The organism is Bacillus sp. FSL K6-2971, from assembly GCF_038006405.1.
In the GTDB taxonomy this organism is placed as follows: domain Bacteria; phylum Bacillota; class Bacilli; order Bacillales; family Bacillaceae; genus Bacillus; species Bacillus pumilus.
Genome location: NZ_JBBOVD010000001.1, coordinates 597,920 through 619,895, shown reverse-complemented (window position 1 = coordinate 619,895; position 21,976 = coordinate 597,920). Strand labels below are relative to the sequence as shown.

General features: G+C 40.9%; 21 protein-coding genes and 7 tRNA genes. 7 read left to right on the top strand and 21 right to left on the bottom strand.

The window, feature by feature from the left end; translation table 11 throughout:
• Positions 1-106 precede the first annotated feature (106 nt).
• Positions 107-1,546 (bottom strand): DHA2 family efflux MFS transporter permease subunit, encoded by a 1,440-nt coding sequence (locus MHI33_RS03125; protein ID WP_065097495.1) that lies wholly within the window; start codon positions 1,544-1,546, stop codon positions 107-109.
• A gap of 72 nt (positions 1,547-1,618) precedes the next feature.
• Positions 1,619-2,197, bottom strand: coding sequence for a TetR/AcrR family transcriptional regulator (locus MHI33_RS03120; protein WP_340909031.1), 579 nt, complete (start codon positions 2,195-2,197; stop codon positions 1,619-1,621).
• A 305-nt stretch (positions 2,198-2,502) separates the two neighbouring features.
• On the opposite strand from MHI33_RS03120, the gene bglS reads away from it, so the two are divergent.
• Positions 2,503-3,234: a beta-glucanase gene (gene bglS, locus MHI33_RS03115; protein ID WP_003214284.1), complete on the top strand. Its 732-nt coding sequence runs from the start codon at positions 2,503-2,505 to the stop codon at positions 3,232-3,234.
• A 42-nt stretch (positions 3,235-3,276) separates the two neighbouring features.
• Here the strand turns inward: bglS and MHI33_RS03110 are convergent, their stop codons facing one another.
• Positions 3,277-3,678 carry a MerR family transcriptional regulator gene (locus MHI33_RS03110; RefSeq protein WP_044140590.1) on the bottom strand — a complete coding sequence of 134 codons (402 nt, stop codon included), beginning with the start codon at positions 3,676-3,678 and terminating at the stop codon, positions 3,277-3,279.
• A gap of 220 nt (positions 3,679-3,898) precedes the next feature.
• On the opposite strand from MHI33_RS03110, the gene MHI33_RS03105 reads away from it, so the two are divergent.
• Entirely contained in the window at positions 3,899-4,948 is a 1,050-nt protein-coding gene (locus MHI33_RS03105) for an NAD(P)-dependent alcohol dehydrogenase (RefSeq protein ID WP_340909027.1), read from the top strand.
• 248 nt (positions 4,949-5,196) lie between these two features.
• Positions 5,197-5,658, top strand: a complete 462-nt coding sequence (locus MHI33_RS03100; RefSeq protein ID WP_044140588.1) for a CarD family transcriptional regulator — start codon at positions 5,197-5,199, stop codon at positions 5,656-5,658.
• A gap of 281 nt (positions 5,659-5,939) precedes the next feature.
• Here the strand turns inward: MHI33_RS03100 and MHI33_RS03095 are convergent, their stop codons facing one another.
• The 4 genes from MHI33_RS03095 to MHI33_RS03080 form a co-directional block, all read right to left on the bottom strand.
• On the bottom strand, positions 5,940-6,143 hold the full coding sequence (locus MHI33_RS03095; RefSeq protein WP_003214229.1) for a cold-shock protein: 204 nt from the start codon (positions 6,141-6,143) through the stop codon (positions 5,940-5,942).
• Positions 6,144-6,491: 348 nt separating this feature from the next.
• Positions 6,492-6,869 carry a hypothetical protein gene (locus MHI33_RS03090; RefSeq protein WP_340909022.1) on the bottom strand — a complete coding sequence of 126 codons (378 nt, stop codon included), beginning with the start codon at positions 6,867-6,869 and terminating at the stop codon, positions 6,492-6,494.
• Positions 6,870-7,282: 413 nt separating this feature from the next.
• Positions 7,283-8,083: an alpha/beta fold hydrolase gene (locus MHI33_RS03085; RefSeq protein ID WP_340909019.1), complete on the bottom strand. Its 801-nt coding sequence runs from the start codon at positions 8,081-8,083 to the stop codon at positions 7,283-7,285.
• A 145-nt stretch (positions 8,084-8,228) separates the two neighbouring features.
• Positions 8,229-8,564: a winged helix-turn-helix transcriptional regulator gene (locus MHI33_RS03080; RefSeq protein WP_044140585.1), complete on the bottom strand. Its 336-nt coding sequence runs from the start codon at positions 8,562-8,564 to the stop codon at positions 8,229-8,231.
• 178 nt (positions 8,565-8,742) lie between these two features.
• Here MHI33_RS03080 and MHI33_RS03075 point away from each other — a divergent pair, with 178 nt between their 5' ends.
• The 3 genes from MHI33_RS03075 to MHI33_RS03065 all read left to right on the top strand — a co-directional run bounded on the left by MHI33_RS03075 (position 8,743) and on the right by MHI33_RS03065 (position 11,284).
• Positions 8,743-9,717 carry an NAD(P)-dependent alcohol dehydrogenase gene (locus MHI33_RS03075; RefSeq protein ID WP_044140584.1) on the top strand — a complete coding sequence of 325 codons (975 nt, stop codon included), beginning with the start codon at positions 8,743-8,745 and terminating at the stop codon, positions 9,715-9,717.
• A 440-nt stretch (positions 9,718-10,157) separates the two neighbouring features.
• Entirely contained in the window at positions 10,158-10,502 is a 345-nt protein-coding gene (locus tag MHI33_RS03070) for a hypothetical protein (RefSeq protein WP_034620217.1), read from the top strand.
• 224 nt (positions 10,503-10,726) lie between these two features.
• A complete protein-coding gene (locus MHI33_RS03065) occupies positions 10,727-11,284 on the top strand; it encodes a hypothetical protein (RefSeq protein ID WP_340909013.1) in 558 nt (185 codons plus the stop codon).
• 177 nt (positions 11,285-11,461) lie between these two features.
• Here MHI33_RS03065 and MHI33_RS03060 read toward each other — a convergent pair.
• From MHI33_RS03060 to MHI33_RS03000, 13 genes are all read right to left on the bottom strand, one after another.
• Positions 11,462-11,545, bottom strand: a tRNA-Leu gene (locus tag MHI33_RS03060).
• A 47-nt stretch (positions 11,546-11,592) separates the two neighbouring features.
• Positions 11,593-11,675 (bottom strand) — tRNA-Leu (locus MHI33_RS03055).
• Between the two features lie 7 nt (positions 11,676-11,682).
• Positions 11,683-11,758 (bottom strand) — tRNA-Lys (locus MHI33_RS03050).
• A 30-nt stretch (positions 11,759-11,788) separates the two neighbouring features.
• Positions 11,789-11,863: transfer RNA gene (locus MHI33_RS03045), tRNA-Gln, on the bottom strand.
• A 20-nt stretch (positions 11,864-11,883) separates the two neighbouring features.
• A tRNA-Glu gene (locus MHI33_RS03040) sits at positions 11,884-11,955 on the bottom strand.
• A 9-nt stretch (positions 11,956-11,964) separates the two neighbouring features.
• Positions 11,965-12,055, bottom strand: a tRNA-Ser gene (locus tag MHI33_RS03035).
• A gap of 4 nt (positions 12,056-12,059) precedes the next feature.
• Positions 12,060-12,134: transfer RNA gene (locus tag MHI33_RS03030), tRNA-Asn, on the bottom strand.
• A 209-nt stretch (positions 12,135-12,343) separates the two neighbouring features.
• Positions 12,344-14,191, bottom strand: coding sequence for a sigma-54-dependent Fis family transcriptional regulator (locus tag MHI33_RS03025; protein WP_340909010.1), 1,848 nt, complete (start codon positions 14,189-14,191; stop codon positions 12,344-12,346).
• 108 nt (positions 14,192-14,299) lie between these two features.
• A complete protein-coding gene (gene lpdA / locus MHI33_RS03020; protein WP_340909007.1) occupies positions 14,300-15,679 on the bottom strand; it encodes a dihydrolipoyl dehydrogenase in 1,380 nt (459 codons plus the stop codon).
• A gap of 18 nt (positions 15,680-15,697) precedes the next feature.
• Positions 15,698-16,843, bottom strand: coding sequence for a dihydrolipoamide acetyltransferase family protein (locus tag MHI33_RS03015; RefSeq protein WP_340909004.1), 1,146 nt, complete (start codon positions 16,841-16,843; stop codon positions 15,698-15,700).
• Between the two features lie 17 nt (positions 16,844-16,860).
• Entirely contained in the window at positions 16,861-17,898 is a 1,038-nt protein-coding gene (locus tag MHI33_RS03010) for an alpha-ketoacid dehydrogenase subunit beta (protein ID WP_060595599.1), read from the bottom strand.
• A 20-nt stretch (positions 17,899-17,918) separates the two neighbouring features.
• Complete coding sequence (locus MHI33_RS03005; protein ID WP_340909001.1) at positions 17,919-18,896, bottom strand: thiamine pyrophosphate-dependent dehydrogenase E1 component subunit alpha; 978 nt, start codon at positions 18,894-18,896, stop codon at positions 17,919-17,921.
• Positions 18,897-19,087: 191 nt separating this feature from the next.
• A complete protein-coding gene (locus MHI33_RS03000; protein WP_065097540.1) occupies positions 19,088-19,561 on the bottom strand; it encodes a SprT family protein in 474 nt (157 codons plus the stop codon).
• 99 nt (positions 19,562-19,660) lie between these two features.
• On the opposite strand from MHI33_RS03000, the gene cmpA reads away from it, so the two are divergent.
• A complete protein-coding gene (gene cmpA / locus MHI33_RS02995; protein ID WP_113754967.1) occupies positions 19,661-19,795 on the top strand; it encodes a cortex morphogenetic protein CmpA in 135 nt (44 codons plus the stop codon).
• Positions 19,796-19,814: 19 nt separating this feature from the next.
• Here cmpA and MHI33_RS02990 read toward each other — a convergent pair whose 3' ends face one another.
• Positions 19,815-21,974 carry a Tex family protein gene (locus tag MHI33_RS02990; protein WP_340908992.1) on the bottom strand — a complete coding sequence of 720 codons (2,160 nt, stop codon included), beginning with the start codon at positions 21,972-21,974 and terminating at the stop codon, positions 19,815-19,817.
• Between the last annotated feature and the right edge of the window lie 2 nt (positions 21,975-21,976).

Below are 21,976 nucleotides of genomic sequence, written 5' to 3'. Positions count from 1 at the left end.
GCAGCACATTCTCATTGGTTCACTTTTTATCTATCTCCCCATTTTCGCCCTCTTTGAATATAAAAAAAGCACTGCGGCGCTAAGTCCTCAGTGCTTTTCATCTGTTTTATGAAACTTGCTGTTCTACCTTCACTCGTTTAATAAAGAAAGCGATGATCAAACCAATGACGGTCACGATCACAGCAAAGATAAATGCATGCTGGACGCCATTTGTAAAGGCGAGCAGCTTGTTCATCGGATTTGCAGGATCAGCCACATTTTCCATAAAGCTGCGGGTTCCTGATGAAAGGATCGAAATACCAACCGCAGTACCAATGGCTCCTGACACCTGCTGCAATGTATTCATAATCGCTGTACCATGCGGATATAGCTCTGGCGGCAGCTGATTTAATCCATTTGTTTGTGCAGGCATCATGATCATCGCGATGCCGACCATTAATGTAATATGAAGGGTCACAATGTATCCAATCGATGTATTCACACTTAGATTGGTAAAACCTAACATCGTCACTGCGACGATAGCAAGCCCTGGAATCACAAGCCATTTCGGTCCAAACTTATCAAATAAACCACCCATGATTGGAGACAGCAGACCGTTGATAATTCCACCTGGCAATAGCATTAAACCTGCTGTAAAGGTCGTTAGTGCCAAGGATGTTTGCAGATACAATGGCAAAATCATCATAGCAGACAGCATGACCATCATACAAACTAAGATCAGCAGTAACCCAATGACAAACATCGGATATTTAAACGGGCTTAAGTTCAGCATCGGTTCCTTCATATTCAACTGTCTGAGAGAGAATACAAGAATCCCAATGACACCTACTACAATTGCCACGATCACATGCATACTGCTCCAGCCGCCGCCTTCACCGGCACTACTAAAGCCATACACAATTCCTCCGAAACCAATGGTTGAAAGCACAATGGATAAGATGTCGATTTTTGGTCTTGTTGGTTCTGTAATATTTTGCATAAAGATAAAACCAAAGACGAGTGCAGCTATTAATAGCGGAAGTGAAATCCAGAAAATCCAATGCCACGTCAGCGATTTCAAAATAAGACCAGAGACTGTTGGACCAACAGCTGGTGCAAACATGATCACAAGACCTATAATCCCCATAGATCTGCCTCGTTTATGAGGCGGGATGATTACCAAAATCGTATTGAACATCAATGGAAGAAGCAATGCTGTCCCGACTGCCTGTACGACACGTGCCACCATTAAAATACTAAAGACTGGTGCAACTGCTGCGATAAAAGTTCCAATGATCGAAAAGACGAGCGACGTCATGAAAAGCTGTCTTGTTGTAAACCATTGAAGAATGAGTCCTGAAATTGGTACGAGAATACCAAGTGTTAATAAATATCCTGTTGTCAGCCACTGAGCTGTCGTCGCTTCAATTCCAAAGTCTAACGTTAAGCTTCTCAGCGCCATATTTAGTGCCGTTTCACTGAACAAGCCAATAAAACCAGCTGTAATAAATGAGATAATAATGGGCAGCGTTCGAATATGAGAAGCTGCTGCTTGCTGTTTGTTCATAGTAGGTTGGCTCCTTTTCTTTTTCAATTTAAATCAATCATAGGAAGTGAGGACGGTCAGAAATGAGCCACTTCAATGTCTATTGAAAACAGATAAAATCTGTTTTTCTGCAGCGAATTGAGCGATTTTTTCGATTGTATAACCAGATTCATGAATATAAAACATCATTTCAGGCGTCATCGGAGAGGACATACAAAGTGTCGTCAGTTCAATATCCTGTATATTCGCTTCACCTTTTTCATCTGCTTCTTCTAGCAAATCACGAATCATTTGCCTAAGCGATTGACTGTAATGACAGTCATACACTTTGCTTGTCTGCTCTAAATTCCCAGATATCGTAAGCATCCGAATCCAGTCTAAATGATGACCGACAATGAGATGAATTTCTTCGAGCACATAACGCAAACGTTCACGAACCGGCTGGTCACTGATTTTGCTCAAGTAAAGATGCAAAGCAGGGATCAGCTGTTCAAATCTTTCTCCAAGGATCGAAAGGCACAAATCACTTTTATTGGCATAACGGCGATAAAGAGTACCCTGCCCAACACCAGCTGTTTTGGCAATTTTATGCATGCTGACATTTTCCACGCCAAATTCCTGAAACAAAGTAAAAGCGACCTCTTCAATTTCCTTCCCAATATCCTTTTCCATGATGCTTCACCTTCTTTACCTTCATCCATATTGCACTTCTCTCTATGTGTTCAATCAAAACTTTTTGGTTTTCATTAGGACAATTGTACCGGTATTATCTTACGGACAACTGTCCGCTTTGTCAATCATTCTTTAGTAAACAGCCTGAAAAAGATCATTTTCTTTCGTAACTTCCTATGAAATAAGAGAAAAATCTAGTAAAAAATCCTCTTTAATATCATATATTAGACCGATTTTCCATTTCGAGAGAATCATGTATGATCAATTAAGAAAGCGCTTTCAAAACAAGAGAGGGGAATGCCTACATGTCTTACCGTGTGAAACGAATGTTGATGCTGCTTGTCACTGGAATAGTATTGAGTTTATCCACATTTACTGCGGGTGCCTCGGCCCAAACAGGCGGATCGTTTTATGAGCCTTTTAACAACTATAATACGGGGTTATGGCAAAAAGCCGATGGGTACTCGAATGGAAACATGTTTAACTGTACGTGGCGTGCAAACAATGTCTCCATGACGTCGTTAGGGGAAATGCGATTATCGCTCACAAGTCCTTCCTATAATAAGTTTGACTGCGGAGAAAACCGTTCCACTCAAACATATGGCTACGGGCTTTATGAAGTCAGTATGAAACCAGCCAAAAATGTTGGGATCGTGTCTTCGTTCTTTACTTATACAGGACCGACTGATGGTACGCCTTGGGATGAAATTGACATCGAATTTCTTGGAAAAGATACGACAAAGGTTCAGTTTAACTACTATACCAATGGTGTAGGAAATCATGAAAAGATCGTCAACCTTGGTTTTGATGCAGCAAACTCTTATCACACGTATGCATTTGACTGGCAGCCCAACTCGATCAAATGGTATGTGGACGGACAATTAAAACATACTGCCACTACTCAAATCCCTCAAACTCCAGGAAAGATTATGATGAACCTGTGGAATGGTGCAGGTGTCGATGAATGGCTCGGCTCCTATAACGGTGTTACACCACTCCACGCGCATTATAACTGGGTGCGTTACACAAAAAGATAACCACATCACAAAACCTGTGACAAGTCACAGGTTTTTCTTCATTTAAATAGAGCTGGTTTTTAGTTGATGAACTAGCTTTTGTTCATAACTGTGGATAATATCTTCATAACTTTCTATCTTGTAATCTAATCGCTTAATCGTCTCTTCGATTTCCTTTTGCTTTTCTACAAGTCTTTCTCTCTCATTGACCAAAATACTTTTTCGCGAGGACAGGGTATGATCCTCGCCCTCGATAAATAAAGCCGTATATTCTCGAAGTGCATCAATTGAGAGACCCGCATTTCTCATACATTTGATAAATTCAATCCACTGAATATCCTCTTCTGCATAATCACGAACACCGTTTTCATCACGACGGATCGGTCGAATTAAACCAATATTCTCGTAGTATCTGAGCGTAGCAGTAGATAAATTGAGCTGCTTGGCGGCTTGTGCTATTTTCATTGTTTTCACCCTTCTCTTCTTCTTCTCTCACCTTATGAAAAATGAAATTCCTTCTTCTCATCATCTCCAATTTGATAGAGAACGCAAGATGCTTTTGGCTCAATTCTTTATTTAAGGATGTTGAAAAGCCTGAAGAGGGTTCTCTATTGACTTAGAGTTCACTTTAAGACGTACAGTATAGAAGTAGAACAGAATCTTACTTTTGAAAGGATGATTTAGAATGTGTCAGACGCACCAATCAAACGTTTTAAGTGTTTCACATGCAAAAGCGAACTTTGAACGGACAACCATTGAACGAAGAGCGCTTCGTCCACATGATATTTTAATTGATATTCAATTTAGCGGGATCTGTCATTCAGATATCCACAGCGCCTTTGATGAATGGGGCGGCGGTATTTTCCCAATGGTTCCGGGTCATGAGATTACTGGAGTCGTTGCCGATGCCGGCGATGATGTGACGAAGTTTCAGATCGGAGACCGTGTAGGTGTTGGCTGCTTTGTTGATTCCTGCGGCACTTGTGAATATTGCCAAAATGGAGACGAGCAATATTGTAAGAAAGGAGTCATCCAAACGTATAACAGCCTTGACTATGACGGGGAACCGACTTACGGCGGCTATAGTCAGAAGATTGTCGTGACAGAGCGCTTTGTCGTCAGCATTCCAGATCAACTATCCCTTGATGTCGCAAGTCCTCTTCTCTGCGCTGGCATTACCACTTATTCTCCGTTAAAGCACTGGAAGGCAGGTCCTGGCAAAAAAGTCGCCATCGTCGGGATGGGCGGGCTCGGTCATGTGGCCATTCAATTCGCACGTGCACTTGGCGCTGAAGTCACAGTATTGAGCCGCTCTATGAATAAAAAAGAAGAAGCACTGTCATTTGGTGCAAAAGACTATTTTGCTACAAGTGATCCTGATACATTTAAAACACTATCCGGCCAATATGACCTCATTCTCAATACGGTCTCTGCTAATATCAATGTAGACGCCTATTTGTCCTTACTTCGAGTGGACGGAACCTTGGTGAATGTCGGTGCACCACCTGAGCCAGATCAGTTCCATGTCTTTTCATTAATCACCGGGCGCCGCAGCATTGCTGGTTCACTCGTTGGCGGCATCCAAGAAACACAAGAAATGCTCGATTTCGCAGCTACTCACCATATCGCACCACAAATTGAAGTGATCAACGCAAGTCAAGTTGATGAAGCGTATGAACGTGTGCTGAAAAGTGATGTGCGTTATCGGTTTGTCATTGATATTTCGACATTATGATCGGATTCTATCTGGAAAGACCAGCTCAACGGCTGGTCTTTTTTAATGGTGGATATCCTGTTTTTCTTGTAGTGAGATTCTAGAGGATAAGTTCAAAAATCATCCAACATTTTCATGAAATTATCTCTTTTTTTTAGAACTAAATTTATTGACAAAAAATAAATAAACATGTTATTATTAAAAATTTGATTATTTTACCCCTAAGTGTGGTACCCTTAAAGTAGATACATGATATGGAGGCGGATGATATGTTTCAAATTGGTGATAACATTGTTTATCCAATGCACGGAGCAGGTATAATTGAAGCCATAGAAGAAAAAGAATTTTCTGATGAAAAACAACAGTATTATGTGATTAATATGTCAATCAGTCATATGAAAGTGATGATTCCAACACGGAAAATATCGGGTTCACGCATTAGACCTGTTACAGATATACTGGCATTAAACAATGTGATGGACATTTTCCAGCATGGCGAATCAGTTCAAATACCGACATGGAAAGAACGGCATACAATTAATACAAACAAAATAAAAACGGGTAGCATCCAAGACGGTGCTGAAGTTGTACGTGACCTGATGCGTATGAAAAAAGAGAAAGCACTAAATGCAAGTGAAAAGAAAATGCTAGATGATGCCCATGAATTTTTGCTAAGTGAATTAGAGGTCATCGAAGGGATTACAGAAAAACAAATCAAAAGTTTCTGTTAAGAACTCTGCCGCTCTTTTGGGCATCCCTCACCATTTTTGAATTCAAGTTCTCTGACCCATCCTTCAATTAATGAAAGAAAAAAGAATTTATTTAGGCAAATTCCGCATATTGTAAATCCAATATGCTATACTGTTGATAAACCTTTGAAGCATGAATTTTTTTTACGATTACCTTGTAACAACTCCCTACTTGTACGCTGAGTAGGGTTTTTTATTGAAGAAATAAATGAAAGCACAAAAAAACAGGCTCTCTACAGAGAACCTGTTTTAAAAAATGAAGATTAAGCAGTTTTTTGAACGTTAGCAGCTTGAGCTCCACGAGAACCTTGCTCTACGTCAAATGTTACTTTTTGACCTTCGTCTAAAGATTTGAATCCGTCACCTTGGATAGCTGAGAAATGTACGAATACATCGTCGCCTTCTTCACGTTCGATAAATCCAAAACCTTTTTCTGCGTTAAACCATTTTACTGTACCTTGTTCCATGTTTGTTGCCTCCTAGTGCGTTATCACACAATGTATTATACTATCCTTGCCCAAAGTATCCTCAAGACGAAAAGTCTTTCTTCATGCTATCCTTTACGCCGAACAAAAATAATTAACCTTATTGTAACATGATTCGGAAATAATTGCAATTTAGGATTTAAAAGAACAAAATCAACGATTATACTCAATTTTGTTCTTCACTGACTTTAAAATATTTTTTTGCAAAAAGGGTGTTCAATCCGAAGGGAATAAGCAAGTTTATAACGTCAATCCATTTTTCAGTTTTATTTAAAAGTAAGGAATAACGAAACATTACTGTACTCTTAGAAAATTGATGTCATTTTTATTTTAGTTAAGATTAGCATCTTTATTCCTATCAATTCTTAAAGTGACTATAAGACTAGCTACACTGGCTAAAGTTCCTACAACAGAAACAACAATTGTTAAAAAATCTGGAATAAGAAATCCTATTGGAATGAGCCCTAGAAAAGATAGAACAATAAAACATTGGTATACACTAGATATAGTTCTCACAATCAAGTGACTGAAAAAGGACATCACTAACGGAGGAATGAATAAACATACCATTATTACAATTGATATTATTAAGATGTGAGGCTGATCAAATGAAATGACATGATCCCCAGAGGAATTTTTGGCAGCCGCTAGCAAAACAACTATAGACATCATGAGAGTAAGTAAAACTAGAGAAAACCTTTTTATCATGTTATAACTCCTTTGGTTGATCTTATGCGACTTAATTTCTTTTTATCAAATTATCTCATTATAACCTTTATTTAACAATATGAAAGATGAAAGGAAACTAAAAGCTGAATAAAAGAGCTTATTCAGTTCTTTTATGGACATTAATTAAAGTTGCAATATGATTTCGCACCTAAGATAATCTGATGTGGAATCGTTCATTCAAAAGAGAAATTTATATTAAAATGACCGGGTATGTTTCCACTTAGCATACTATCGATGTATCTTGTTATCACTTTATAGTAAAAGAGCACACAAAAAAAATACCAATGGTACACGACCCTTGGTATTTTTTAGAGATGCCCGAGAGGACTTGAACCTCCACGGGGTTATTCACCCCTGACTCCGATTTGCACATATTTTGCACAAAACCTAATCTATTTCTTTACATTTTCCGACTCAAGTCTGATTAACCAGTTATGAACTAATGAGTTAAATACATCGGGTTGTTCGATTTGCAGGTTGTGGCCAGCCATATCAAGCACTGCAAAGGTTGCCCTTGGATAGTCTTCGATCAGCCGCCACGCATCGTGATATCCAACTACATTGTCTTGACGCCCTGTGATAATGAGCGTGGGATACTGAAATTCAGATGTAATGTCGAAGGTATAGCCATATCCATTTTGAAGAATGTTATTGATGAATTCATGATTTGTTTGTTTTGAAGGAAGGTAAATTTCATCTCGAAACCTCTCCCATTCCGGTTTTCCTTGCACAACTGCCATGGAGCAAAATTCATCCGTCTCCTCTGGAGAGAGTTGTGATATCAAGCTGCTGTCACTTTTTAGAACGGTCTTCTCTGGCACGACTCTTTGATCGAATACAGGTATAGTCATTGGGGCCACAAGTAGTAATCCACGAACGGTTTCTAGGCGTGAATGAACAATACCTCTAGCTATGTACCCTCCATACGAATAACCACAAACAATAAACTGTTCATCAGGGATAATTTCGTCCAAAAGACGGAATACCGCTTCTAACATATCATCAGAATTCTGAATAGATGGATGCGGCTCGGAACGTCCCATACCCGGTAAGTCTATGTATATTCTCTTCCAACCGCTTTGTTTTTCAAATACCGGTTCAAATGCATGTAACATCACTTGATGGTCAAGTGTCCAACCATGTAATATAACGATCGGATATCCTTCTCCAATGACTTTATGGTAAATTGACATGTATTTGCATCCCCTTTTCTAGCGCTTCCCTAGTAATCTCAAGATTTTTTGTTGTTTTTCTTCATCATAGCTTAAAGTGAATAAAATCTTTGTTAGGAAGCTATGCTATGATTCCCTAACGAACTTCTCACGTAGATGGATTTTATTATGACTTTGATTTTTCTAATTGGTTTTCGCCCCATAAAAAAAGTTGTTCAAATATAGGGATCAGCTCTAGTCCTGCCCCAGTCAATGAATATTCTACTCTTGATGGAACTTCATTATACTGAACTCGTTGAACAATTCCGTTTTCAATCAGGTCCTTTAATGATTGATTGAGCATTGTTCCTGTAATTCCATACACTTTACGCTTTAACTCATTATATCGAATCTCATTGTAACTACATAGTACAGCTAAGATTTTTAAATTCCATTTTCCCGCTAATATATTTAATGCATAACTCGCTGGAGCTATCGCTTTATTCAGCTCACTTTCAGTCATATTTTATCCACCCCTTAGTCAGTTTTTCCTTCCTTAAGCAGTTTATATTGCGTACTTGTTAAATCAATTCCATTTATTATAATCAAATATGTAAACCGTGTCATCCAGGTATTAGAGAGCCAAATTGATTATAAAAAACCTTCAAGTCAATACTTTTTCAAGGAGATGGAGTGAGTAAATGAAAAATGAACAGATGCGCGCTGCACAATACACTAATTATGGATCACCGAATGTTCTTTTTGAAGATTCTATATCAAAACCTGTTATAGAGTCTGGAGAAGTACTCATTCGTGTACATGGTTCGAGTGTAAACTCTATGGATACGCTGTTTCGATCAGGCAAGTTGAAACTATTAACGGGTAATCAATTCCCTAAAGGGACAGGGGCAGATTTTTCTGGAGAGGTTGTTGAAGTAGGATCGAACGTAAAAAGTTATCAATTAGGTGATAAAGTGTGGGGAGTTCTTCCTATGAATCTCAGGAGCCAAATTGGTAGTGCCGCTGAATATGTAGCTATATCACCTGAGAAAATATCTAAAACTCCTACAAAGATTGATCTCATACAAGCCGCGGCATTGCCTGGCGTAGGTGCTACTGCAATTATTGCCTTAAAATATCAAGCTAAACTTAGAAGAGGCGAAAATTTACTTGTACGTGGTGCAAGTGGAGGAGTCGGAAGCATTGCGATTCAAATTGGAAAAATGTTAGGTGCTCATGTAACTGCTCTTGCAAACGAAGAACATCTCACTTTTCTTCAAGAGCTAGGTGCAGACGAAGTACTTGATTATAAAAAGACGTATCCTACTGATCTTAAAAAGTTTGATGTAGTCATGGACACAGTTGGAACTGACCTCAAACATTATAGGCGCCTGCTTACAAAGAACGGAAGAATGGTTACTATTGGATTTCCTAGTTTTTCGTCTTTCATATATATATTAGCTTCAACTACTTTCGGTTCTCGTAGAGTTCGCACATTCAGCGCAAACCCCAAAAATGAACTTTTAAAAGAATTAGCATTTTATGTAGATTCCAACAAGGTCAGGCCAGTTGTTGATAGCATTTATCGTTTATCTGATGTTGCCAAAGCCCATCATTCCTTAGAAACTGGAGGTGGACGAGGAAAACGTATCATAAATTTACTTGATAAAAAATAAACCATCAATTGACATGAAATTATTTAATTTTTCTGTTGCAAATGGTGCATGCTTGGTAGCCATTTCAAATCTTCCAGCTCTTCTAAAGTATTCAGCTGCTTCTAATGCAAAAATTTTCAATATCACCATGCATTTGTCTACTTTTAAAGAACGCAAAACACTGATCCAACAAATACTTATCTTCTTTTATATAAAGACCTTGAGCCAAAGAAATACTTTTTTTACATAAACCATTGCTTCTGTCCTTCTGTTATCCTTGCATAAGATATGAGACATATTAATAGTATTAAACTCCTTTTTCAGATTATTTTTGAACTTCATGTCCAGAATAGAGTAGACCACATTACTCCTTATTTACTTTTCACAAACAATCCATATATTTCAAATATTTTACATGTTATGATATATTTGTAACAAAATCAAACTTAGGGGGAAGTATTATGAATAAACTTTACAAGGGATTAATTGTTTCAGTATTATCAATTTCTTCATTAGCTCTTCCAGCTTTAACAAATCAAGCTTCTGCGCAAGAACCTGCAAAAATTCACAATATAGCAAAGCCTACAAATGAAATTGGAACGGTCGATTTCCATATGCTAAGAAACTCAAACGTTGGATTGCTGTATGGCTATACAAGATGGGAAATCATCTCTGGCAGTCACCTTATTAGCATTAGTTCTAGTGGTGTCGTATCTTCTTACTCATCACTTGGCACGGCGTTGGTTTATGCCTATGATATAAACGATAATTACGTCATTTTTAAGATTACAGTTGAACCTCGATAATTTTGTTTAGAAGGAGTGGTCTACTCACTCCTTCTAAACTTTTCTTTAATTACATCGATTTTTAGAAACAAAAAAGAACAGTCTTTTGACTATCCTTTAAAAACTCATACCCCCAATTCTTCAGAGGACTCCGATAGGCAGCTCAATAGAAATGCACTCCCCTATAAAATAATGTATAATTCTTAATCACAATTATGGTATAATATGGTTAAAGGAGTGGTTATATGTCTCATTTCTCTTTAGTTTTCAAGCAGAATTCTCCTTCATTTTTTGAATCAAATGATGATTATTTAGCCAAAAAAGAGACAAAAACAACACCTATAGAGATTTACCAAACAAATAAAGAGGTTAAATCTTTAGCTCAACTAATTGTATTAAAAAATAATGTGTCAGACAATAAACTGAACCCAGTTTTTGAAATCAGCAAAAATATGAAAGTAACTTTAAACGAACTATTTTATTCTCTCGATTCACCTAACGAAATTAAGTATGAACTACGTGTCTATTATGGCCAAGCCCAATTTATAAATGAAAACGGACACGATATTATAAAGTTCACAACAGAACTACATCATAAGAATCACCCAAATGAAATCGTGACTGACACACCTTCTATTAAAATTTTCTCTTCTAAGTTCAATGAATTTAGACACCTGAAAGGATTAGTGAGTTATCTAAATACCGATAAAACTTTTACTTGTTATTATTTCGGTTTTCCAAAACTAGACCGATTTATAAGATTCATACCTTACTATTATAACAACCTGTTTATCGAGTATTAAAAATTTCTCTGCAATCATCAACGAGTTTCTCCATATCAAGTATATTTAATGTTTTAACACAGTTCATATAATGCTCTTACTCGAGAAATATAATATTATACAAATTTTTCTCTCCAAAATAAGAACATTGAAAATAAAACAAAAAAACCAAAGGTCTACAACCTTTGGTTTCTTAGATGCGGCCGAGAGGACTTGAACCTCCACGGGTTATTCACCCACTAGGCCCTCAACCTAGCGCGTCTGCCATTCCGCCACGACCGCGTGTATGATGTGCTCATATATTCATAAGTGCACTGTTTGAAAAACAATGCGGGTGAAGGGACTTGAACCCCCACGTCATAAAGACACTAGATCCTAAGTCTAGCGCGTCTGCCAATTCCGCCACACCCGCGTGACAATGGTGAGCCATGAAGGACTCGAACCTTCGACCCTCTGATTAAAAGTCAGATGCTCTACCAACTGAGCTAATGGCTCATCTGCTATGCAGAAAAACATATAAAAAAATGGCTGGGCTAGCTGGATTCGAACCAACGCATGACGGAGTCAAAGTCCGTTGCCTTACCGCTTGGCTATAGCCCAACGAATCAAAAAACAAAACATGACCCGTACGGGATTCGAACCCGTGTTACCGCCGTGAAAGGGCGGTGTCTTAACCGCTTGACCAACGGGCCATAAAATAATGGCGGAGAAGGAGGGATTTGAACCCTCGCGCCGCTCGCGCGACCTACACCCTTAGCAGGGGCGCCTCTTCAGCCACTTGAGTACTTCTCCATTATGGCTCCGCAGGTAGGACTCGAACCTACGACCGATCGGTTAACAGCCGATAGCTCTACCACTGAGCTACTGCGGAATAATAAGACATGTTTCATTATATATATGCCAGAAAAATGTGTCAAGAATTTTTAAGCGTTTCATCCCTACTTCATTTGCGACGGCTTTTATAATTTAACATATACTAATATAACAGTCAAGCCTTTTTCCATGCCATTTGTTTAACTTGGCATAAAGCCCCCGACCTCTTCACGTAGACCAAGGGCCTTGATGCAGCCTTCCATGAGATTAAGACAGATGAAACTTTCTCATCCATTTATAAAAAGTACTTCTTGGCACTCCTGCTAACCTCGCTGCTTCTGACACATGACCTTTTGTTTTATGCAGTGCTTCTATCACTGTTTGCTTTTGAATGCGTTCCCTGAATGTGAGTTCTTTTGGAGTTTCAGTACACTCTGCTGGATGCAGCTTCTGCTTTTTCTGATCAATCGCCTCTAATACTGAAGCATATTGCGATTCACCAATCCATCCGCCTTGCGGAAAGAGGACCCTAAGATGTTCAAATAGGTTAAAAAGCTCTCGTATGTTTCCTGGCCAATGATACTCCTGTAATTTCTGAAAAAATGATTCAGGAAACGCCGCATGCCAGTGGTGCTTCTTTTGGTAATAACGATATAAATCATGAATGTCTTCTTTTCTTTCTCTAAGCGGCGGGATGTTGATTGGATAGACATGAAGACGGTAATACAAGTCTTCTCGTATTTTTCCTTCCTTCAGCAGTTCGTTCATATTACGGTGTGTCGCAGTAATGATTCTAATATCCAAAGGGGTTTCGTGTGTCCCGCCGAGCGGTACGACTTTCCTTTCTTCTATCACCCTAAGAAGCGCTACTTGCATCGCATATGTGATTTCGCCAATTTCGTCTAAAAAGAGTGTTCCTTTATGAGCTTGTTCAAATTTCCCTTTAGCTCCATGACGTTTTGCCCCTGTAAAAGCCCCTTCAGCATAGCCAAATAATTCGCTTTCTAAAAGGCTTTCAGGAATGGCTCCGCAATTAACAGCAATAAACGGCCCTCTATGCCTTTCACTGGCTGAGTGAATAGCTCTAGCGGCCAGTTCCTTTCCTGTACCTGTTTCTCCCCAAATATATACATTTGCATCTGTTTGTGCCGCTCGTTTCATTTCGCTGAGCGTCTGTTGAAATACCTTACTTGTTCCGGATTCCCCGGGAAATTGAGCAAAAGAAACGGTTATGCTGCTTTTCGCTGCTTCTTCAAGGGAAAGGGATATGCCTAGCATCTTTCCATCGTGCTCTGATTGAATGATCTGCTTCCCTCTGATAACAAATGGATGATCCTTAAGCCGCTCGACATCCATTCCATACCAGTCTGAAAATCGTTCTCTAATCGACCTGCTGGCAGAAACAATTTGCATTTTTTCATTACAGACCACATACGGTTTGTCTACTTCCACCTGCTGGAGACAGTGAGTGATTAGCTCCATCTCCCTCCTTTTTTGCTGGACTTGAATTTCTCTCTCGATGGCATAAGCAACCGTTGAAGCCATTCCAAGCATAAAAGGGTGCTTGTTATCCGTCATACAGGAGATGTCAATCACCCCTATGATTGTACCGTCTGCATCGCGAATAGGAGCGGCTGAACAACTCCAATGGTGAGAGGCGATAGAAAAATGCTCAGTTCCATTGATCGTCACCGCTTCTCCGATGACGAGTGCCGTTCCGATCGCATTTGTCCCTACATCAGTTTCGGTCCAGCGTGAACCCTCCATAAAATTTATTCTTCTTGCTTCCACCATCGTTCTTTCGCTTCCTGTCAGACTTAACACATAACCGTCTGCATCGATGAGTAAGGCCAGCATGTCAGATTCTTTTAATTGCTGACTGATTTTATTTAAGTAAGGGAGAGCCGCATTTAGGAATAATGAATATTTCTTTTTTTGGGCACTGAATCTTTCCTTTTCTAACAACGACTGTCCTTTATCTAAATACGGATTCACATTTGCCTGTTTACACCTGTGCCATGATTCCACCACTCTCTTATTCAGACGAGACTGATCAAGCAAACCTTCACGAACAAAACGTTTCCACGTATTTAAATAACAAGGCGTCGGATTCATTCCATCCTCTCCTCTAGGGGCTTTTTATTCATTATAGATAATTATAAAAGCGCTTTCAATTATCATTAGCTAACCCAAGAAGTCAATCGGATAGAAAAGAAGCCTTTTTCAGCAGTGTACCGCTCGTCCAATGGTTTGCAGCAAGGCTTCGTGTATCGCCTCTGAAAGTGTCGGATGTGCCGCAATAAACTGCTCTAATGCATCAGCGGTCAGCTCTGTATGCATCATCACCGCCGCTTGTCCAATCAGTTCTGTTGCATGCGGTCCGATGATTGAAATGCCTAATATTTCTTGATATTGCGGTTCAACAATGACCTTTACTTGACCGGCCGGTTGATTTAAGATTAATGCTTTTCCATTTGCAGAAAATGCACATGTCCCTATCCGAATCTCCTCATATTGTTTTCTAGCACTCTCTTCATTTAAACCAACACTGGCGATTTCTGGAGAGGTGTAGATGCACCTCGGAATTACTTGCTCATTGACCTTTACATGTTCTCCTGATGCATGGGATGCCGCAACCGTTCCTTCATGAAAAGCAGCATGAGCAAGCTGGACCCCACCTGTTACATCACCGCACGCATAGATATGCGGGTGATTGGTTTGCATATGTTCATTGACGTAGATGCCGTTTCTATCAAAATCAATACCAACCTGATCAAGATTCAATTCTCCAAGCTGCGGATTTCTGCCAATGGCCACTAAGCAAAGATCCGACTGGATTTCACACCGCTCTCCTTGATTATTCTCCACCACTACTTTTCTTGAAGAGCAATCAAGCTGTTTGACTGCGGCGGACGTCAAAATGTCTACACCCGTTTCTTCGAGCTCATCGTGAAGACATTGTGCTGTATCACGATCTTCTTCAGGTAAAATGTGCACTGCCCGTTCAACCATGACAACCTTTGATCCCATTCTGCTAAAGATGCTCGCAAACTCACAGCCGATCACCCCGCCCCCAATGATGCAAAGCGAATCTGGTATCGAAGAAAGTGACATGGCATCCTTGCTGTGAATGATCCATTCGCCATCAAAAGGTGAAAAAGGTAAAGCAGCAGGCGCTGCCCCTGATGCAATAATGATTTGTTTTGCTTGAATGATGTCAGACTTCCCTTCACTTTCTATCAATAGCTCATGTGCTGATAGAAATGAAGCCTTCCCATTTACCACGGTGACTTTGTTTTTATTCATCAAGTAGCGAACACCATCAGTGAGCTGCTTGACGACAGACTGCTTCCGTTTTTGGACAGCATTCCATTGGATGATAGGCTCATGTTCTGGAAGCTCAATTCCAAAATGTCCAGCCGATTTCACATGCTCATACATATCGGCACTTTGCAAAAGTGCTTTGGTCGGAATACAGCCTTCATTGAGGCAGGTCCCCCCCAGCTGACCTTGATCAATTAACACAACCTCCCTGCCGAAACGGGCGGCTGTTATGGCTGCCACATAACCTGCTGGTCCGCCTCCTATAATGACCAGTGTCATGGTACGTTCACCTTCTTCCTATAAAAGAGTGGATATTGGTTCTTCTAAATGTGCTTTGACCGTTGATAAAAATGCGGACGCCGGCGCTCCGTCCAGCACGCGGTGATCAAACGTAAGACTGAGAGGCAGGATGGTCCCTTTGCACAATTCATCCTCTCGATAAACCGGGGTGTCATACATTGTTCCGACGCCCAGGATACCTGCTTCCGGCGGATTCAAAATTGGCGTGAAATACTCTACACCATAGGCTCCAAGATTGGTCAATGTAAAGGTCGAACCTTGGATTTCATCATGGAGAAGCTTTCCTTCACGTGCTTTTTGGCCATACAATTTAATGCTCTTCGCTAGCTCTATCAGCGTTAACCGCTCCGCATGCTGAATGACCGGTACAGCCAATCCGTTATCTAACGCAGCAGCAATCCCAAGATGAACATTCTCAAAGGTTTCCAAAACTCCGTTATGATATTGACTGTTCATCGCAGGATGTTCTAACAACGAAAGGATCGCTGCTTTGGCTACAAAATCGGTGATGGTCAACTTTGTATCGTAACGTGCTATGGCTGTTTCATTTAGCTGTTGTTGTAAGTTTGTAAGTTGTGTCACGTCCGCTTTCATCGTAATGGTTAATTGTGCACTTGTTTGCAGGCTTTCCATCATTCTTGAGGCAATTGTTTTCCGCATCATGTTAATAGGCTGATGCTCTGTCTCTTTTTGTTTTTTCTCTTTTTGTTTTTTCTCTTCCCGTTCAGGAAGTGCATGAAGCACATCCTCTTTCGTAATTCTTCCACCTGGTCCTGTCCCCACGAGCGTATCAATGTCTAGGTTTGCGCTATTCGCCATTTTACGGGCAACAGGTGAGATTTTCTTTCTCTCTTTCTTTGGTTTTGACTGGTTGTCTCTAGCTTTCTTTTCCTCCACTGGTTCATTTCCTTCACCGATATAGCAGATGACCGTGCCAGGCGGTACACCTTCTCCCTCTGACACTTTTATATCCAATATGGTTCCTTCAGCAGGTGATTCGATCTCCATTTCAATTTTTTCGGAGTTGATGCTTGCAATGCTTTCTCCTTTATTTACGGTCTCACCAACCTCCTTATTCCAGACAGATACCGTTCCTTCTTTCATCGACATGCCCAATTTAGGCATCACAACTTCGACAGCCATCTCCCTCTCTCCTTTCTTTAGTTCAAGATCTTGTCATGACTCTTGCCAATCATCTCTAATACGGTGTTCACAACTTTATCAGGTGTTGGCAGATATATATCTTCAAGAGGTGGTGAAAATGGTACCGGTGTATGAGGAGCCGTCACTTTTTTGATTGGAGCATCAAGTAAATCAAATCCTTTATCTGCAATCAAAGAAGAGATATCTGCGGCAATTCCGCACCTTGGATTTGCTTCATCGACAATGACAAGTCGATTTGTTTTTTCTACTGAAGTCAGAATGGCCTCTTCATCGAGCGGCGACAAGCTTCTTGGATCAATCACTTCCGCTTCAATACCTTGAGCAGCTAACTCTTCTGCTGCTTCGAGTGCTGTATGCACTTGTTTGCCTACTGCAAAGATGGTTACATCAGATCCTTCTCTCTTCACATCTGCTTTCCCAAGTGGCAGTGTGTAATACCTTTCCGGCACATCTCCTGTGATATTGTAAAGCGTCTTGTCTTCAAAAAAGATGACAGGGTCCTGATCCTCGATCGCTGCCAGCAGCAGCCCTTTGGCATCATATGGTGAAGAAGGCACAACTACTTTCAATCCAGGGATGCTTGTAAATAGTGCATACAAACTTTGCGAATGCTGGGCAGCTGCTCTAAAACCCGCCCCATGTGTCGTTCGAATCGTGATTGGCACCTCTGCTTTTCCGCCAAACATGTATCGAAATTTTGCGCCTTGATTCAGGACTTGGTCCAGACAAGTACCGATAAAATCATTAAACATAAGCTCCGCAATTGGTCTTAGCCCTGTTGACGCAGCTGCCATAGCCGCACCAACATAGCCAGCTTCACTAATCGGTGTGTCAAGGACACGCTCACGTCCAAATTCCTGTACGATTCCTTTCGTTACACCAAGAACACCGCCCCATGCTTCATCATCCTGTAAGTGATCTACATGAGCGCCTCCCGCAACATCTTCTCCCATTAAAATGACATCTTCGTCTCTTCTCATCGCCAGTTTAATCGCTTCATTCAAAGCACTAGACATGCTGATTTCTCTTGTCATTTCCCTCTCCCCTTTCTGATTTATCGATACGAAACATACACGTCGGTCAATAATTCGGATTGATCTGGATATTCACTTTCTTCACTGAATCTAACCGCTTCATCTATCGCTTCTGCTACAGCCGCTTCAATACTTGATATCTCTTGATCCGTCAGCAGCTGCTCCTTTAATAATTCATTTTTAAAAAGCGTGATGGCATCTTTCTCTTCTTGGTGTTCTGTTTTTTCTTGGTTTGTTTTGTAGCGCTGGGCGTCTCCTTCAAAATGACCATAATTCCGATATGTCATGCATTCAATCAATGTCGGACCTTCTCCATTTTTTGCTCGTTCTATCGCTTGTTCTGCTGCTTGATAAACGGCTGTCACATCTTTTCCATCTACTTGAATACCCGGAATACCATAACTGGCGGCTCGATCCACAATCGATTTGCAGCTTGAAGCATAGGAAAATGGCGTCGCTTCCCCGTAACCATTGTTTTCTGCGATGAAAATGACTGGCAGTTTCCAGATAGCGGCGAGGTTGATTCCTTCGTGAAAAGTCCCTTGATTGTTTGCACCATCCCCAAAAAAGCAAACGCTTACATTATCTGTCTTTTTATATTTAGCTGTGAGGGCTGCCCCGCACGCAAGTGGAAAGCCGCCTCCAACAATTCCGTTGGCACCGAGCATTCCTTTATCAAAATCTGCAATGTGCATAGATCCACCTTTTCCTTTACAAAGGCCTGTGGCTTTTCCATAGATTTCTGCCATCATTCCTTTTAGATCACAGCCCTTAGCGATACAATGACCGTGGCCACGGTGAGTACTTGTAATACTGTCTTGTTCATTCAGATGAGCGCAGACTCCGACAGCAACAGCTTCTTCACCAGCATAAAGATGGACAAAACCTGGCAAGATCCCTTTTGTAAAAAGCGTGTGTACTTGATCTTCAAATTGGCGGATTTCCTGCATTTTTTGATACATCCAAACGGCTTTTTCTTTTGTGAGTGCCATTTCCATGATAAAACCTCCTATCTTTTTTGCTTGCACTTCTATACAAGCAAAAAGCGTGCCAACATCATGGCGCTTGAAAGCCTAGGCTTTGAGCGATTCACATCGATCAAAAAAGAGACAAAATGAGACTTGCGTCTCTATTTGTCTCAATGTGTCTACTTCATCTCACAAAAAAAGCATCCCTAAAGGAATGCTTATCACTCTGAACCGATTGTACGCTTCCATTTTAATTTTCCTTTGCAGACGCCGCACACATAACGAGAGGTATCAAACCGTCTTTTCCTGATAAAATACTGACCGCATCCTGTGCAGACATATTCATGCCGTTTCTGTACACGCCGTTTATTTTGTACGGTCTTTAGCGGTGTACAAAAACGCGGGGCTCCTACTTGTTTTAATAACTCTTTAAAGGAACGGTCACGATGCTGATAGCCTTTCCCCTCAAGATGCAGATGATAATGACACAGCTCATGCTTAATGATCCCGATTAATTCTTCTCGTCCATGTTCCTCTAGGTATCGGCGGTTCAGTTCGATATTGTGTGTACCAAGTAAATATCGCCCGCCTGTCGTTTTGAGACGGTCATTAAAAACAGCCTGATGGCGGAATGCCTTACCAAAGAAATGCTCAGAAATATGCTCTGTTAACTGCTGTAACTCGCTCTCCTTCAATCAAGATCGTTCCTTTCTATAAAAACACCGAACAGGACAATTTCCCCTTTGCATACATTGAAGGTACACCCACTGTTTTGATCAAAGGAGGAATGGGCGATGCCCAACTGGCTGAAAACTCAGATGCAGAAGGCTTTTTTCGAAAAAAATCATTACCAAATCAAGTTGCTGAATCAATGCTGGTACTTCTACAGAAAAAAACATTCAGTCACATCAAGGCACACCCCATCCTAAGGTGCGCCTCGTTTTTTGTTTACTCTGGTTTCAGCATGGAGAGGGCAACGCGGCCTTTTACCTGATCAACGGAGTCCACCCATACAGTCACAATGTCACCAACTGATACAACGTCAAGCGGATGCTTCACAAAACGGCTGCTGAGTTTAGAAATATGGACAAGCCCGTCCTGTTTTACACCGATATCAACGAATGCGCCGAAGTCTACGACGTTTCTTACCGTTCCTTGCAGCTCCATTCCTTGCTTCAAGTCCTCCAATTTCAACACATCTGTTTTCAAAAGAGGTTTTGGTACTTCATCGCGCGGATCACGCTCAGGTCTTGTCAGCTGATCGATGATGTCCTGAAGTGTAATGATACCAATATCAAGCTGCTCTGCTGCTTCGTCCAGTTTGACCTCTGCGATTTTCTCCTTTAATTGCTCTGTGCCAAGATCATTTGGTGTCATCTTGATCATGCGTAAGAACTGTTTTGTTTCTTTATAGCTCTCTGGGTGAATACCTGTCCGATCAAGTGGATCTTGTCCATCTGCGATGCGCAGGAAACCGATACACTGCTCATAAGTCTTTGCCCCAAGTCTTGGAATGTCCTTTAGCTCTTTTCTGCTTGTGAATCTCCCAATCTCTTCGCGGCGCTTGATGATATTCCCTGCGACGGCTTTTGAAAGACCTGACACATATTGCAGCAGCGCCTGTGAGGCCGTATTGACGTTCACACCGACTTGGTTGACGACCGTCTCTACCACGAAGGTTAACGAGCTGTTTAATTGCTTTTGGCTCACGTCATGCTGGTATTGACCCACTCCGACAGACTTCGGATCAATTTTCACGAGCTCTGCTAAAGGATCTTGTAACCTTCGAGCAATGGATATGGCGCTTCGTTCTTCGACTTGCAGGTCTGGAAACTCTTCTCGCGCCAGTGCAGACGCAGAGTATACGCTTGCTCCTGCTTCATTCACGATCAAATAGGAGACCGGCTGATCCAACTCTTGAATGAGGTCTGCAATGAATTGTTCAGTCTCTCTTGAGGCTGTTCCGTTTCCAATCGCAATGACTTCAATATTTGATGATTGAATGATCTCTTTCACTTTTTGTTTGGCTTCCGCTTTTTTCTGCACAGGCGGATGCGGGTAAATGACGCCGATCTGATGGACTTTGCCCGTATCATCCACGACGGCTAATTTACAGCCTGTACGAAACGCAGGGTCCACTCCAAGTACACGTTTCCCTTTCATCGGCGGCTGAAGTAGTAGTTTTCTTAAGTTTTCAGCAAAAATATGAATCGCTTGTTCTTCTGCTTTTTCTGTCAGCTCTTTGCGTATTTCTCGTTCGATGGAAGGCTGAATGAGGCGTTTATACGCATCGTCAATTGCCGCTTCGATAAACGGTCTCGCCGTCGTCTGTTTGCCTTTTATGACTTGTTTGTCGAGATAGAAACGAATATTTTCAGCAGGTGGCTCGATGGCTGCCTTTAAGATGCCTTCTTTCTCTCCACGATTAACCGCTAGTACACGGTGAGGTACTATCTTTTTGATGGGCTCTTGATAATCGTAATACATTTCATAGACATTTTTCTCATCGCTTTCGATGTCTTTTCCTGATGTGACTAGACTGCCCTTTTGATACGTTTCGCTGCGAATCCATTTCCGCATATCAGGATCATCTGCCAGCTGTTCAGCAATGATGTGCTGCGCGCCTTCAAGTGCCTCTTCTACACTTGTTACTTCATTTTCTTCGTTGATAAAAGAAGCGGCCTTCTTCTCGATCTCATCGTTTGGCAGCGTGAGTACATATTCAGCCAGCGGCTCGAGCCCTTTTGCTTTGGCTACATTTGCTTTTGTTTTACGTTTTTGTTTGAATGGCCGGTATAAATCTTCGACCTCTTGCAGTTTATGAGCCTGCTCAATTTTTTGTTTTAATTCATCCGTCAGTTTGTCTTGTTCTGCAATTAATCGGATGACTTCTTCTTTTCGGTTCATGACATTTTGGATATATGTATAGCGCTCTGAAATGGTTTGAATTTGCACCTCATCCAGTGAGCCTGTCTGCTCTTTCCGGTAACGGGCAATAAACGGGACGGTGTTGCCATCCTCTAAGAGCTTGATGACACTTTCAATTTGTTTTGTTGAAAGCTTTAATTCTGTTGCAATTTGTTTCAATAAAAAGTCAGATGTCTTCATAC